Consider the following 14,489-nt stretch of genomic DNA (forward strand, 5'->3'; position numbering starts at 1 on the left):
GCAGCGATTACATGCCGTAATACTTGCTGTAAGTATTTGTGCTTACCAGCCGAAGGGGGCGAGAGCGGCTCCGTTCGAAGCCATCGCTGGGCTGGTCTGATCAACATCGTCCAGTTGACGGGTCTCGATGCAGAAGGAGGCGTTGTTGGAGAGTCCTTGCACCGTGCTGGTGCGCAGTCGCACGTTCTCGCCGGCGAACCAGAAGCGCTCCAGGGAGCTCATCATTTCGTAATCCGTGGTGAGGATCAGGCCGTTTTCGTCGTCCATGCGGAACTGGCCCGCCACCGGCGCTTTCTCGGCGTAGCCGCGATCGCGCAGCAGAAGTCCCCGTCGCCCGGAGTCGTCCTCGGGGATCAGTCCGAACATGGTCTGGTCTTCATGGGATTCACCGGCCCGATCCCAGGCCATCGATCCACTCCAGCGCACCCAGCATCCGCCCACGATCTGCTCGACGCTGGCGTTGTTGCGCTTGGCGATCTCCGCGAGCCGCTCGTCGCCCTTCAGCAGCTCCTCCACCACGATGAAGGAGGCGCCGGCTTCGGCGCGGCGATGCAGCAGGTGGTGTTGGCTGCGCTGTGAGGTCCAGCGGCCACAGCTCAGGCGAAAGAAGCTGAGGGCGTCCGAGATCTCAAGCATCGCCGGCGTTGAGGAAGTGGATTGATGATGGCAGCCCGACCTAGTCATTCACGACAGCCGAGTCATTCACGACAGCCATGTCAGCCACGGCAGCGGGCTTCGGCGGCATTGATCAGATCATCGAGGGTCAGCGCCAGGGGCGACTTGCCCAGTTCAAGCGCCAGTTGATCCAGCTGATCGGCAGCAGCGTTGAGCTGAAGCAGCAGGGTGTCGAGGAATGCCGGATCGTCAGCGACCACGGGTTGCTGCTGGCACCAGCGGCGCCGTTGGGTCTCGTCGGGGATCGCGCCAGTGCTCTCTGGCGCAGCCATGACTTGAAAGCTGTCCAGGCAGTGGCTCAGCACCCTCAGGTGATGGCGATCCAGCTGGGGCAGCAGGGTGGAGTCGATGCGTTCAATGGTTGCCCTGTCGATGGCCATCAGCCCTGCGCCAGCGGGGTGATGCGGAAGCCGCAGGCGTGGCCTCCCTCGAGCCGCCAATGCACCCGTTCCACCCGGCAGTCCGGCACGGTGCGGCGGATCAGCAGCAATTCCTGGTCGCACACCGCAGGAAACTCTTCGGCGATGCGCTGCACAGAACAGTGGGCCTCCTCGAGCCGCCAGCTGATGCCGTCGTCATCCCGGCTGCAGACGGTGACATAGCCCTCGTCGCGCCGCAGCCGTGCCAGATGTTGGATGCGGGTCTCCAGGGAGGCTTCGCCGATGCTTTGGCGGTATTGGCTGGCCTTCGACTCCGCCTGCTGGTTCAACAGCTGGCGCAAGGTCGCTTCGGGGAGATGGCTTCGCATCGAATCCAGCAGCCCCAGAGCGAAGCGACCGCTCCCGTCGGGAAACTGGGCCCGTCCTTTGTCCGTGAGGCACCAACGGTTGCTCGGGCGCCCCGGTCCGCTGGCGTTGCTGCTGGCGCAGACCAGGCCGCTGTCAGCGAGGGAGCGCAGATGCCGCCGCATGGCCTGAACTGAAATGCCCACGGCGCCGGCCAGGGTGCCAGCGTCCTCCTCCCCACGCTCTAGCAGCAGGGAGAGCACGGCGTCGCGGGTGCTGGCGGGGGCCGAGGCGCTCATGACGAGGCGAAACCTCCCCACACGATGCCATCGAATTGCCTCGGCATGCCGGCCGGGTTGAGGGTCACAATGGGGAGCCCGCTCACCGGAGGCCTGTTGGCCTAGGCTTCCAGTAAGGAAACCGCGGGGTTTCGTAATCCGCCGCTCCCTCCACTTCCATGTCCGACGCCCCTCAAGAGCCGACAGCAGAAAGCCTGGAGGTCATCCGCAAGTTCGCTGAAACCTACGCACAGCGCACCGGCACCTATTTCTGTGCGGACCCCAGCGTCACCGCCGTTGTACTGAAGGGTCTGGCGCGTCACAAGGACGATCTGGGGGGAGCGCTGTGCCCTTGCCGCCATTACGAAGACAAGGAGGCCGAGGTCTCCCAAGCCTTCTGGAACTGCCCATGCGTTCCGATGCGCGAACGCAAGGAGTGCCACTGCATGCTCTTCCTCACCGAGGACAACCCCTTCGCTTGCCCTGAGAAGACGCAGACCATCACCACCGAAACGATCAACGCCACCGCCGGCTGAGCTGAATGACCAGTACCTCCACACGGGATCTCGTCAGCCAGCCGTACAAGTACGGCTTCGTCACCGAGATCGAGACCGACAAGATCGCCAAGGGTCTCAGTGAAGAGGTCGTTCGCCTGATTTCGGCCAAGAAGGAGGAGCCGGACTTCCTTCTGCAGTTCCGGCTCAAGGCGTTTCGCCACTGGCTCACCCTCGAGGAGCCCGACTGGGCTGCCCTGGGTTATTCAGAGATCGATTACCAGGACATCGTTTATTACGCGGCTCCCAAGCAGCAGGAGAAGAAGGCCAGCCTCGATGAGGTGGATCCGAAGCTGCTGGAAACCTTCGACAAGCTCGGCATCCCGCTGAGCGAGCAGAAGCGCCTCAGCAACGTGGCGGTGGACGCTGTTTTCGACAGCGTTTCGATTGCCACCACTTACAAGGAGAAGCTGGCGGAACACGGGGTGGTGTTCTGCTCCTTCAGTGAGGCGGTCAAGGAGCACCCCGAGCTGATCGAGCGCTACCTCGGCACGGTGGTTTCCAGCAACGACAACTATTTCGCCGCCCTGAACTCAGCCGTGTTCAGCGACGGATCCTTCGTCTTCATTCCGAAGGGCGTCGAGTGCCCGATGGAGCTGTCCACCTACTTCCGGATCAATTCCGGCGACACCGGACAGTTCGAACGCACCTTGATCGTGGCCGAAGAAGGTGCCTCGGTGAGTTATCTCGAGGGATGCACGGCACCGATGTTCGACACCAACCAGCTGCATGCGGCGGTGGTGGAACTGGTGGCCCTCGACGACGCCTCAATCAAATACTCCACGGTTCAGAACTGGTACGCCGGTGATGAAAACGGCGTCGGCGGGATCTACAACTTCGTTACCAAGCGCGGCCAGTGCCGCGGTGATCGCAGCCGCATCAGCTGGACCCAGGTCGAGACCGGTTCGGCCATCACCTGGAAGTATCCAAGTTGCGTGCTGCAGGGTGCTGATTCGGTGGGTGAGTTCTATTCTGTGGCCCTCACCAACAACTGCCAGCAGGCCGACACCGGGACCAAGATGGTCCACGTCGGACCACGCACCCGCTCCACGATCGTGAGCAAGGGCATCAGTGCCGGGCGCTCCAGCAACAGCTACCGCGGGCTCGTGCAGATGGGGCCCAATGCCAAAGGTGCCCGCAACTACAGCCAATGTGATTCGATGCTGATCGGCGATCAAGCGGCTGCGAACACCTACCCCTACATCCGTTCGCAGCAGCCGCAGGCGGCCATCGAACATGAGGCCAGCACCTGTCGCATCTCCGAAGACCAGCTCTTCTATCTGCAGAGCCGTGGCATCGGGTTTGAAGAGGCCGTCTCGATGATGGTCAGCGGCTTCTGCCGCGACGTCTTCAATCAACTGCCGATGGAGTTTGCCGCTGAGGCCGACAAACTGCTGGCCCTCAAACTCGAGGGGTCCGTGGGCTGATCCCCTCCCGACCTTGTCTCTGTTTTTTTAACGACGCCTTCCGTGATTCGCCCTGACGCTGAGCTGCTGCTCGACATCCAAGACCTGCATGCCTCCGTTGAGGACAAGCCCATTCTCAAGGGGGTGAATCTGCAGGTGCGGGCTGGTGAGGTGCATGCCGTGATGGGCCGCAACGGCAGTGGCAAGAGCACGCTCTCCAAGGTGTTGGCCGGGCACCCGGCCTATCGGGTCACGGGCGGCACCGTTCGTTATCGCGGCCAGGATCTGTTTGAGCTGGAGCCCGAAGAGCGGGCGCGGCTGGGGGTGTTCCTCGGATTCCAGTACCCCGTTGAGATCCCTGGCGTCAGCAACTTGGAATTCCTGCGGGTTTCCACCAATGCCCGGCGCGAGAAACAGGGTCAGGAAGAGCTCGATACGTTTGCCTTTGAGGACCACGTGAACGACAAGCTCAAGGTGGTGCAGATGGACCCTGCTTTCCTCGAGCGCAGCGTGAATGAAGGCTTCTCCGGGGGCGAGAAAAAGCGCAACGAGATTCTGCAGATGGCGCTGCTGGAGCCCGTGGTGGCGATCCTGGATGAAACCGATTCCGGCCTGGATATCGATGCCCTGCGCATCGTGGCCGGTGGTGTGAACCAGCTGGCGACGGAAGACAACGCCACGCTGCTGATCACCCACTACCAGCGTCTTCTCGATGAGATCACACCGGACTATGTGCATGTGATGGCGGCAGGCCGGATCCTGCGCACCGGAGGCCGGGAGCTGGCCCTTGAGCTGGAGCAGACCGGATACGACTGGGTGGATCAGGAACTGGCCGCCCAGGGAGCAGCTTGACCATGGCGAGCAGTGTGCTGGCGCCAGTGCAGGAGCGCGGTCGAGCCGCGCTTGAACAGCTTGGTCTGCCCAACCGCCGCCAGGAGCCCTGGCGTCTCACCGACCTCAAACGGCTTGCAGCTGTCTCGGAATTGCCCGCCAGTGCCTCGCCACTGTCTGAGCCCCTGCCGGCCAGCCTTGACGGGGTGACCCGTCTGGTGCTGAATGGTTTTGATGATCCCCTGGCCGGCCAGATTCTTCCGGAGGGAATCACGGCGCTGAATGCTGAAGAGCTGGAGCAGGCCCTCGGCCACACCCTTGATCGCTGCGGTTGTGCCCAGGTCTGGCCCGTAGAGTTCAACCATGCCAAAGCCCAGCAGATCCTGGCCCTCAGGGTGCGGGGACGGGTCGGCCCGTTGGAGCTGGTGCTGGCTGCCGGTGCCGGCTTGAACGCCACGCGGGTGCTGCTGCTGCTGGAGGAAAAAGCTGAACTTGAGTTGATGCAGGTGCTGCTGGCTGAGGGGGCATCGGCCCACAGCCATGTGCTGGAAGTGCATCTGGGGCAGGAAGCCCAACTGCGCCATGGCGTGCTGGCCACGGCGGATGGCGCGTCATCGCTGATGGCTCATCTGGCTGTCGAGCAGGAGCCCCGCAGCTCCTATGCCCTTACTTCGGTGGTTCAGGGTTGGAACCTGGGACGGGTGGAGCCTCGGGTGGTGCAGGTGGATGGCCAGGCAGAGACCGTGCTCAAAGGTCTGGCTGTCACCGGCGCCGAGCAGCAGCTGGCCACCCACACCGCGGTGCGCTTCGACGGGCCGGAGGGGGAGCTGGATCAATTGCAGAAATGCCTGGCCGGCGGCCAGTCCCACGCGATTTTCAACGGCGCCATCAGTGTTCCCCGCGATGCTCAGCGCACCAACGCTGCGCAGTTGAGCCGCAACCTGTTGCTGTCTGATCGGGCCCGGGTGGACACCAAGCCCGAGTTGGAGATTGTGGCTGACGATGTGCGCTGCGCTCACGGCGCCACCGTGTCGCAGCTTCAGGACGACGAGCTCTTCTATCTCCAGAGCCGGGGCATCGCTGCGGGGGATGCAACGGCGCTGCTGCTGCGCGGGGCCTGCCAGGAGGTGATCGCCCAGCTTCCTGCTGCTGCGCAGGTTTGGCGCCCCCTGGAGCGCGTGATGGAGAGCCTCGCCCCATGACGATCGCCGCCGAGGCACGATCCAGTGCTGATTTCGTGGATTTATCGACGCGATATCGTGCCGACTTTCCGATTCTCGAGCAGCGGGCCCCCGACGGTCGGCCGCTGATCTACCTCGATCACGCGGCCACCAGCCAGAAGCCCCGTCAGGTGCTGGAGGCTCTGCAGCATTACTACAGCTGCGACAACGCCAACGTGCATCGTGGTGCGCACCAGCTCAGTGCCCGCGCCACCGATGCCTTTGAGGCGGCCCGAACCACGACGGCGGCTTTCGTGGGCGCTGCCAGTTCCCGCGAGATTGTCTTCACCCGCAATGCCAGTGAAGCGATCAATCTGGTGGCGCGCACCTGGGGTGACGCCAACCTCAAGCAGGGGGACGAAATTCTCCTCACGGTGATGGAGCACCACAGCAACCTGGTGCCCTGGCAGCTGTTGGCGCAGCGCACCGGCTGCGTGCTGCGCCATGTGGGCATCACCGAATCCGGTGAGCTGGATCTGGAGGATTTCCGGGCCCAGCTCAACGAGCGCACACGGTTGGTGAGCCTGGTGCACATCAGCAATTCCCTCGGTTGCTGCAATCCCCTGGATCAAGTGATCCCCGCGGCCCATGCCGTTGGTGCCTGCGTGCTCGTGGATGCCTGCCAAAGCCTGGCCCACAAGCCGATTGATGTGGTGGCCCTGGATGCCGACTTTCTTGTCGGCTCTTCCCACAAGCTCTGTGGTCCCACCGGCATGGGATTCCTCTGGGCGCGGGAGTCGCTGCTGGAGGCGATGCCTCCCTTCCTGGGCGGCGGGGAGATGATTCAGGACGTTTTTCTGGACCACAGCACCTGGGCGGTGTTGCCCCATAAGTTTGAAGCGGGCACCCCTGCCATTGGTGAGGCGGTGGGCATGGGGGCTGCGATTCGCTATCTGCAGATGGTGGGTCTGGAGGCCATTCAGGCCTGGGAGGCGCAGCTCACCAGGCATCTGTTCAACCGGCTGCAGGCGATTGATGGCGTGCGTTTGCTCGGGCCCACGCCGGATCAGCAGCCCGAACGCGGTGCGCTGGCCACATTCCTGGTGGATGGCGTGCATGCCAACGACATTGCCGCTCTGATCGATGCGTCTGGGATCTGCATCCGCAGTGGTCACCACTGCTGTCAGCCCCTGCACCGTTTGTATGACGTGACGGCTTCAGCGCGGGCCAGCCTCAGCTTCACCAGCACCTTTGAAGAAATCGACCGCTTCAGCGATGAGCTCGCTTCCACGGTCGCTTTCCTGCACGAACACAGCTGATCTTGCTTCTTGCTGTTCCAGCTTGATTGGCACGTCGACCAACATATCGTTGCCAATCAACTTCGTTGTGGTTTTTGCCCGTCAGGAAAGCCAAATGGCCGAGCGAATCTTGAAGTTCAACTGTGGACCCGCCACTGCAGAACATTCGTCTTCAAGGTTGAGTGCTTTTGCTGTGCCGTGAAAATATCTTTTCCTCCAGGCTTTTGATCAACACATACATCGGTGGTACAACCAGCAACGACAGTGTTGTGCCCATCAAAAGGCCTCCAAAAACAACAGTACCAATGGATTGTTGGGCATTGGCACCCGCATTTTGAGCAATCACAAGAGGAAAAAAACCAGCCAGCGATGCGATGGATGTCATAAGAATAGGCTGAAGTCTTTCCCGACCTGCCGCTGCAGCGGCATCAATTATCTCTGCATCACTGGCGACATGCTGGTCTGCTGCTTCGACAACAAGAATTGAATTTTTGGCGGCCAGTCCGATTAGAATCAAGAGGCCAACCTGCGAGTAAATGTTGTTGTCTATTGATCGTGCCTGAAGAAAGATAAGGCTGCCAAATATTGCGATTGGCACGGTGATCATGATGGTGATCGATGTGATGTAGCTCTCGTATTGAGCTGATAGCACCAGAAATACAGCCAGTGCAGCCATCAGAAATAGGAAAAGGATTTGATCGCCAGAATTTTCCTGAACCCTGGATAGGTTGGTGAATTGATAGCCTACATCTTTGAAGTTGAGAGAAGTGAAAGCATCTTTGGCTGCCTGGATAACCTCTCCAGTTGAATAGTTTGGGTTGGGTGAGATTTTGTATTCAATTGAGCGATTAAAGTTAAAATGGTCGATGGTTGCTGGACTTGTAATCAGCTGATAGTCAGACACCTCTCTTAAAGTTACAAAATCTCCATTGGAGTTTTTGATCGCATAATTCATTAATTCATCGATTGTACTTCTTTCTTCGGGTTGACTGATAATGACCACATCTTTAGGCCCTCCCTCTAGTGATGTTTGGTTAACGCGTGTGCCGCCAGCAAAGGTATTAACTGTGCTGACAACATCTTTGTATTCAAGGCCAAGAGATCCAAGCAAAGAACGGTCGATATTGATTTGATAAGATGGGTTGTCAGGAGAAAATTGCGTTTGAATGGTCTGAATTGATGGTTGTTGTGAGGCTTTGGCTGAAAACTGCTGAGTCAAAGCAAAAAATTCATCAATTGAGTATCGGCTATTGCTTTCGTCGGTTAAAGACAGTGTGATGGAGCTGTCTTGGCCAAAGCCTGGAATCATTGGTTCTTGGAATATTTGTGGAGGAAACCTTGTCGGAAGGCCTGCAAGACGTGCCGATAGATTTGAGGATATTTTTTCAATTTGTTGGCTTGCTTTGCGGCGTTGATCGAGGGGTAAAAGCTGAATGTAAAAATAAGAATATCCCTGATTGGAGTCAACCACTAAAAAATCAGATATCCCCGATGACTCTTTTTCTTTTACTTGATTTAAAATACTTCTTGCCTGTTTGCTCACAGGCTCATAGCTTGTAATTGATGCACCGGGGTTCAGCTGAAAGACGCCACTCAAGGTTGCCATGTCCTCCTGAGGAATTAACCCCTGTGGCACAATCTTGAACAGGAAAAATGTTGCGATTGCAAGAGGTAACAATGAAATACAAACGAGTTTTCGTTGCTTTAATGACCAATCCAGCAATTTTGAGTATGTGGAGGCCACCTTTGAATAGAACTGTTCAAATGTCTTGAAAACTGCTTCGAGATTCAGCCCAATCAAAGTAAACACTGCTGTGCTAATCGGAAGAGCCAAATTTCCAAAACTAGATTTAATAAACCAACCCATTAAGAATCCAACTGCGGCACCTAAGGTTGTTGTCAACCATTTAGGCATTGGCCCCATTTTGTCTGAACGGAGCAGCAATGCTGACATCATTGGCGAAAAAGTCAGCGCGTTAAATGTAGAGATTGCAATCGCACACATGATTGTAATTGCAAATTGAATATAGATGTTTCCAATGGGACCGCTGACCAAGGCAACTGGGAGAAACAAAGAAATCAGCACCAAAGAAGTGGATATAATTGCTCCGGACAAATCATTCATGCATGTAACTGCCGCTTCTTTTGCAGACATTCCTTTTTGAATATTTGCTGTGACAGACTGGACGACAAGAATCGCATCATCAACAACTAGGCCTGTCGCCAGCACAAGAGCCGTCAGAGTCATGAAATTCAATGTGTATCCGAAGAGCTGTAAGAATCCAAATGTTCCAACAATTGAGATGGGAATCGCGAGCCCAGGGATTAATATTGTGCGCCAATTTTGTAAAAATAACAGCAGGACAAGAATGACTAATATGATGGCCAATCCCAATGCATCTTGAACATTGGAGATTGAATCTAGGATAAATGCCTTACGATCTTTGAATTGTACAATTTTGATTCCTGGGGGTGCCATTGACTTGAATTTTTGAATGAGTTGATCAACCTGATCCCCAACTTCAACAGCATTGCTGCCAGCCTGGAGAGAAATATCGATGAACACACCTGGGAATCCGCTGCTTGATTTAATCGAGGACTCAGGGCTTGCTATGTATTTAACAGTGCCAATATCTTTGATTCGCAGAACAGCTCCCGAATTCAACCGTTTAACAACAATGTCTTCAAAACCCTCTGTCGATTGAATAAAGCCACTCCCTTCAATGATCAATGAATAGTTGTATGTTGATGAATCGCCCACACGGCTCGCTCCTACGGATCCGCCAGCTGCGGGGAAATTTGTTGCTTTGATTAAATCATCGATGTTTTCGACGGTTAAACCATAGGAGCGCATCAAATTTGGATCGATTGAAATTTCAAAAATAGGTTTCTGTGGGTATAGAGTTAAGTTGCCAACTCCGTCGATGAGTTGGAGTTGTTTTTGCAGTTGATTTTTGGCCAGGGAGCTTAAATACGCAGAGTCGTATTGCCCCTTGGTTGACGTGATTAAGTACGAGCTGAGTGATGTATCTGTTGTCTGTGAGATATTGATCCCTTGGCTTTGGGTTTCGGCTGGTAAATTTGACTTGGCCTGTTGTACGCGATTTTGTACATCTAATGATGCCGTATCCGCTGACGTGTCAGGTTCAAGGTGCAGGGTGATTGACGTTGTACCAGTGCTCGAGGTTGAGGTGATGTAATCAACTCCCGGCGTATCAGATAATATATCTTCCAGCTGCTCTGTAATCGATAGCTCCACGAATTCCGCATTTCCGCCCGGATATGTTGCTGTTACAACGATTTGAGGTTGTGCAATATTGGGTAGAAATTCAATGGGGAGATTGCCAAAGGATTGCCAGCCGAGAATAAATATCACCAAGCTGCATACACTTGTGAGGACTGGCCTTGAGATGAATCGATCGGATAAAGACATTGCTCAACTCGTTATGATTCAGTTCAGTTTCCAGGCTTAATGGACACTGGCGTGCCATTTGTAAGCATCAAAGAGCCGCTAAGCGGAATTAAGTCCCCGGCCTTGAGGCCAGCTTGCACCGGAAAATAATTGTCTTGTATGTCTCCGAGCTTGAGAGGTGTCTCAAGCGCGATGAGCGTTCCTGAGGGTAATGAGTTCATTGTTTGTTTTTTCTGAGGGTTGATATCTATATTTTCGAGGAAGGTTTTGACGGGTACCAATTTATATGTGTAGGGTTGCTGCGCTTTGAATAACGCTGCTTCTGCTGGTAGGCCAGGATATTGGTTGTTGCCAATAATAATTTGCGAACGAATCAATTGATTGGGGCGTAAGCCCGCTGACTTGTTAACAAACACTGCCCGCACTCTAATCGTATTTGAGGCCTGATTGGTTTCACTGTCTAAATCAAAATATGGGGGGATGAATGCGATTTTTCCTGTTCCGATGGGATTTTTCTTAGTCTCATCAAACATTTTGACGTCTTGATTGATCTTGACTTGTCGTGCCAGCAGTGCAGGGATGGACAGATCAATGGAGAGATTTTCATTGTTGACGACAACGAATTGCGTCTTTCCCACCTCTGCATATTGCCCAGGGTTAATGCCGCTCAGATCTCCAACGACACCATCAATGGGAGAGCGCATTGACCTTTTGTCGAGCGCTTCTTGTTTTGAGACGGCCTTGCTCTTGGCGCGAATAGCGTTGATCTGCATCTCTTCGGCTTTCTCTTTGTCGGCGGCGCCAACTTTCTCCAAGTAGATATATCTTTTAGCTTTGATGAGTGCCTCATTCAGTTCTGCTTGGGCTGTCTGCAGGTTGGCCCGTTCTTCCCTATCATCTAGAACAATCAGTACATCCCCAGCTTTGACAAGGTCGCCTTCCTTAACCAGTACTTGGGTAATCAAGCCACTTGTTTGTGGTGTCACTCTGATGTATCCAGGATTTGCAAGTGTGCCCTCGGCCTGAATGGCTTCTACAAAATTTCGGGATTGAATTGTTGTCGCGTCAATCGGAAGAATAAAAGGAGCCTGTGTTTTTTGATGACAGCCTGCTGCCAAGTAAATCAGCCCGCCTGCCATGCCTGTTGCAAGTGCAAGCCGCGTTTGCGTGCCGAGAATAGGCAAGATTGCGGAAATAATTCAATGCAATCTAGTTCGTTGATGCTGCTTTGTGCAGTCATCAGTTCCGCACTTCATGTTGTTAGCGCATGCTGACAACATCGCTTGTTTGACGTTCCTGTGCCCTGGAAAATTCGTTGAGTCTGTTGCAGGGCATCAATTCTCATCTCTTCGGACACCGCTGTTCTTTGATTGCCACTGCTGGAGCTCGCGTCACTGATGTTTTGTCCGTTCAACTTGCTGTGTTTTTGGCCGTGCTCAGGCCTGTATGCGGGGAGTCGCTGATTGGATTGATTTTTTGGTTTGACCCGCTCTCAGTTGTGGATTCTTGATGCTCCCGTTGTTTCGGTGGCGACGGTTGGCGATTTGTATCGCTCCTGATTGGGTGATCTTTCTGCTGTTCAGTGCGGTTGTTCCTTCAGTCCCAATTCGCGTCGGAAAAAGGCCTCGGTTTCTTCCAAAACCGCGATCTGGGTGGCCTGGTCGCGGAATCCATGGCCTTCCTCCTTGAACAGCCGCACTTCCACCGGGATGCCGTTGCGGCGCAGGGCCTCGGCCATGCGTTCCGTCTGCTCCGGAGGCACCACCTTGTCTTGTAACCCTTGAAAGAACAGCACCGGACAGCGAATTTGATCGGCATGCAGCAGTGGCGATCGCTCTTCGTAGAGAGGACGTTCTGCTGGCCATGCGCCCACCAGACCATCCACATAGCGGGCCTCAAATCTGTGGGTGTCTTCGGCCATGGCTGTGAGATCACACACCGCATAACGGCAGGCTCCGGCGCGAAACACGTTGGTGAAGCAGAGGGCCGCCAGGGTGGTGAAGCCGCCGGCGCTGCCGCCTTCTATGGCGATCTTGCCGGGATCGACTCGACCGGCCTCAACCAAGGCCTGGGCTGCTGCGGCGCAGTCATGGACATCCACCACGCCCCAGCCCCCGTTCAATCTCTCCCGGTAGTCCCGGCCGAAGCCCGTTGAGCCGCCGTAATTCACATCCACCACGCCCCAGCCCCGGGAGGTCCAGTACTGAATTGCCAGGCTGAGGCCGCGGCGGGCCATGGCCGTTGGTCCGCTGTGGCTTTTCACCAGCAGTGGCGCTGCGCCTGAAGGCTTGCTGCTGGGGGGGTAGTACCAGGCATGGGTGCGTTCCCCCTGGTGGCCGTTGAACCACAGCGGTTCAGCCACGCTGATTGCTTCAACCGCCAAAGGCGAAGCAATGGCGGGGCTGTGGCTCCAGAGCGGGGTGGCTGGCCGCAAATCGAGCTCCAGCAGCCCGGCCACGCTGTTGCTGTTGCTGGCCACGGCCACGGCGCGGCCATTGCAGGCGCTCAATCCCGCCAGGTCATCAAAGGGTTGCGGCAACGCCTGCACCGTTCCATCCAGGCTCAGCCGTTGCAACGACCAGGTCCCGCGGCTGCAGACGGCAGCGATCAGCTGCTCGCCATCCCACGCTGTGGTGCTCATCCCATAGATCCATTGGGGCATGGCCGTTTCAGCAGCCATTGGCCAGGGCCTCTCCCAAGTGGCGTCGGCGCTGGACTGGAGCATCAGGTTCCACCAACCCGTGCTGTCCTCCGCCACAACCAACTGCCCGTCAGGCAGCCACTGAGGTTGAAACACCGAGACGCCCTCGCCTCCGGCCAGCTGACGGGGTTGGAGCAGCTCGCCCGTGTCGCTGAACTCCGCGCACCAGAGACGGCTGCTGTCCCAGGGCATGGCGGGTTGCTGCCATTCCACCCAGGCGAAACGGTGACCATCGGGGCTCAGGCAGCCGTAACCGGCAAAGTCCGTCGGCTGGTGAAGCAGCAGCGGTGTCTGATCGGTTCCGCTCAGCGCCAGGCTCACCAGCTCGTCACGGCCCTCGATTTCACGGATTCCGATCCAGCGCTGCCTGGGCAGATCGAGCACGCCATCCGCCAGCTCCCAGTCGCCCTCCCGGCTGAGCCGTTGGGCTGCTGTAAGTGGGGTGGGTCGGTCTGTACGGGGCTGGGGCAAGCGCCAGTCCTGACGCCAGAGGCAGCCGTGCTCGATCCAGGCCAGGATCAGCCTGTCCTGCTCCACAGCGGTGGCGAGCACGCCGCCGCCGTAGTCATGCACGCGACTGCGCAGATTGCTAGGGGCCGGCGTCAATTCCGTTGGCGTTGTATCGGAATCGCCGAAACGCCGGATCAAGGCTGTGGTGCGGCCGCGTTCCTGGGGGCGCTGCTCCAGCCAGATCAGCCACACCGTTGCATCGTGCCCGCTGACCAGTGCCGGTTCCTTAAGGCCCGGCAAACGGCCGACGGCGTGTTGCGCGGATAACGGAATGGCTCCCATGACGGCTGAATCAGGCCGCTTACCATGCTGAATCAACGCGGCGTTGGTCTTGGCTGGAAGCTTTGCAGAGTTGGCCCGTCAGGCCGACAAGGCGCGGGACACGATGCTGGTGCCCAAGACCGCTCTTGAAACACCGCCACTGGAGATCCACACCTTGGGCAATGAGGTGTTGCGGCAGCCTGCCCGTCGCATCGGCAAGGTGAATGAACAGGTGCGGGACCTGGCCCGCGACATGCTGCGCAGCATGTACACCGCCAAGGGCATCGGCCTGGCGGCACCCCAAGTGGGGATCCACCAGCAGCTGCTGGTGATTGATCTCGACCTTGAGAATGCGGCCACCCCTCCCCTGGTGTTGATCAACCCAGAGATCACTTCGGCCAGCGCCGGCCTCGATACCTACGAGGAAGGCTGTCTCAGCATCCCTGGTGTGTATCTCGATGTGGTGCGCCCGACGGCGATCGAAGTGAGCTTCCGCGACGAGATGGGTCGGCCCCGCAAGATGAAGGCCGATGGCCTGATGGCCCGCTGCATTCAGCACGAGTTGGATCATCTCAATGGCGTGTTGTTCGTCGATCGCGTCACCGATGAAGACGGTCTTCGGAAGGAACTGAAGGAGAAGGGCTTCGAGCGCCAACATGTTCGGAGCGTCGCCTGAGC

General features: G+C 57.0%; 12 protein-coding genes. 6 read left to right on the forward strand and 6 right to left on the reverse strand.

Translation table 11 applies throughout. The features are described 5' to 3' along the window. Positions 1–42: 42 nt before the first annotated feature. The 3 genes from KR52_RS04515 to KR52_RS04525 all read right to left on the reverse strand — a co-directional run bounded on the left by KR52_RS04515 (position 43) and on the right by KR52_RS04525 (position 1,699). On the reverse strand, positions 43–636 hold the full coding sequence (locus KR52_RS04515; RefSeq protein WP_038553018.1) for a phycobiliprotein lyase: 594 nt from the start codon (positions 634–636) through the stop codon (positions 43–45). 80 nt (positions 637–716) lie between these two features. After that, positions 717–1,055, reverse strand: coding sequence for a hypothetical protein (locus KR52_RS04520; RefSeq protein WP_038553021.1), 339 nt, complete (start codon positions 1,053–1,055; stop codon positions 717–719). Next, complete coding sequence (locus KR52_RS04525) at positions 1,055–1,699, reverse strand: ArsR family transcriptional regulator (protein ID WP_038553024.1); 645 nt, start codon at positions 1,697–1,699, stop codon at positions 1,055–1,057. The genes KR52_RS04520 and KR52_RS04525 overlap by 1 nt, the downstream gene beginning before the upstream one ends. A 158-nt stretch (positions 1,700–1,857) precedes the next feature. On the opposite strand from KR52_RS04525, the gene KR52_RS04530 reads away from it, so the two are divergent. Genes KR52_RS04530 through KR52_RS04550 form a run of 5 tightly spaced genes read left to right on the forward strand, consistent with a single transcriptional unit; the run spans position 1,858 to position 6,948 of the window. Continuing rightward, entirely contained in the window at positions 1,858–2,214 is a 357-nt protein-coding gene (locus tag KR52_RS04530; RefSeq protein ID WP_038553034.1) for a ferredoxin-thioredoxin reductase catalytic domain-containing protein, read from the forward strand. A gap of 5 nt (positions 2,215–2,219) precedes the next feature. Beyond that, positions 2,220–3,659, forward strand: a complete 1,440-nt coding sequence (gene sufB / locus KR52_RS04535; protein WP_038553037.1) for a Fe-S cluster assembly protein SufB — start codon at positions 2,220–2,222, stop codon at positions 3,657–3,659. Positions 3,660–3,701: 42 nt separating this feature from the next. Further along, complete coding sequence (gene sufC, locus KR52_RS04540) at positions 3,702–4,490, forward strand: Fe-S cluster assembly ATPase SufC (RefSeq protein ID WP_038553040.1); 789 nt, start codon at positions 3,702–3,704, stop codon at positions 4,488–4,490. 2 nt (positions 4,491–4,492) lie between these two features. Then, a complete protein-coding gene (sufD, locus tag KR52_RS04545; protein ID WP_038553043.1) occupies positions 4,493–5,671 on the forward strand; it encodes a Fe-S cluster assembly protein SufD in 1,179 nt (392 codons plus the stop codon). Beyond that, positions 5,668–6,948, forward strand: coding sequence for a SufS family cysteine desulfurase (locus KR52_RS04550; RefSeq protein ID WP_038553046.1), 1,281 nt, complete (start codon positions 5,668–5,670; stop codon positions 6,946–6,948). The genes sufD and KR52_RS04550 overlap by 4 nt, the downstream gene beginning before the upstream one ends. A gap of 151 nt (positions 6,949–7,099) precedes the next feature. Here the strand turns inward: KR52_RS04550 and KR52_RS04555 are convergent, their stop codons facing one another. The 3 genes from KR52_RS04555 to KR52_RS04565 form a co-directional block, all read right to left on the reverse strand. After that, positions 7,100–10,360: an efflux RND transporter permease subunit gene (locus KR52_RS04555; protein WP_071840170.1), complete on the reverse strand. Its 3,261-nt coding sequence runs from the start codon at positions 10,358–10,360 to the stop codon at positions 7,100–7,102. Positions 10,361–10,383: 23 nt separating this feature from the next. Beyond that, positions 10,384–11,523: an efflux RND transporter periplasmic adaptor subunit gene (locus tag KR52_RS04560; protein ID WP_038553051.1), complete on the reverse strand. Its 1,140-nt coding sequence runs from the start codon at positions 11,521–11,523 to the stop codon at positions 10,384–10,386. Between the two features lie 395 nt (positions 11,524–11,918). Next, positions 11,919–13,832, reverse strand: a complete 1,914-nt coding sequence (locus KR52_RS04565) for a prolyl oligopeptidase family serine peptidase (RefSeq protein ID WP_038553053.1) — start codon at positions 13,830–13,832, stop codon at positions 11,919–11,921. Between the two features lie 49 nt (positions 13,833–13,881). On the opposite strand from KR52_RS04565, the gene def reads away from it, so the two are divergent. Then, entirely contained in the window at positions 13,882–14,487 is a 606-nt protein-coding gene (gene def, locus KR52_RS04570) for a peptide deformylase (RefSeq protein ID WP_038556839.1), read from the forward strand. Positions 14,488–14,489: the final 2 nt, after the last annotated feature.

It is taken from the genome of Synechococcus sp. KORDI-52 (genome assembly GCF_000737595.1).
In the GTDB taxonomy this organism is placed as follows: domain Bacteria; phylum Cyanobacteriota; class Cyanobacteriia; order PCC-6307; family Cyanobiaceae; genus Parasynechococcus.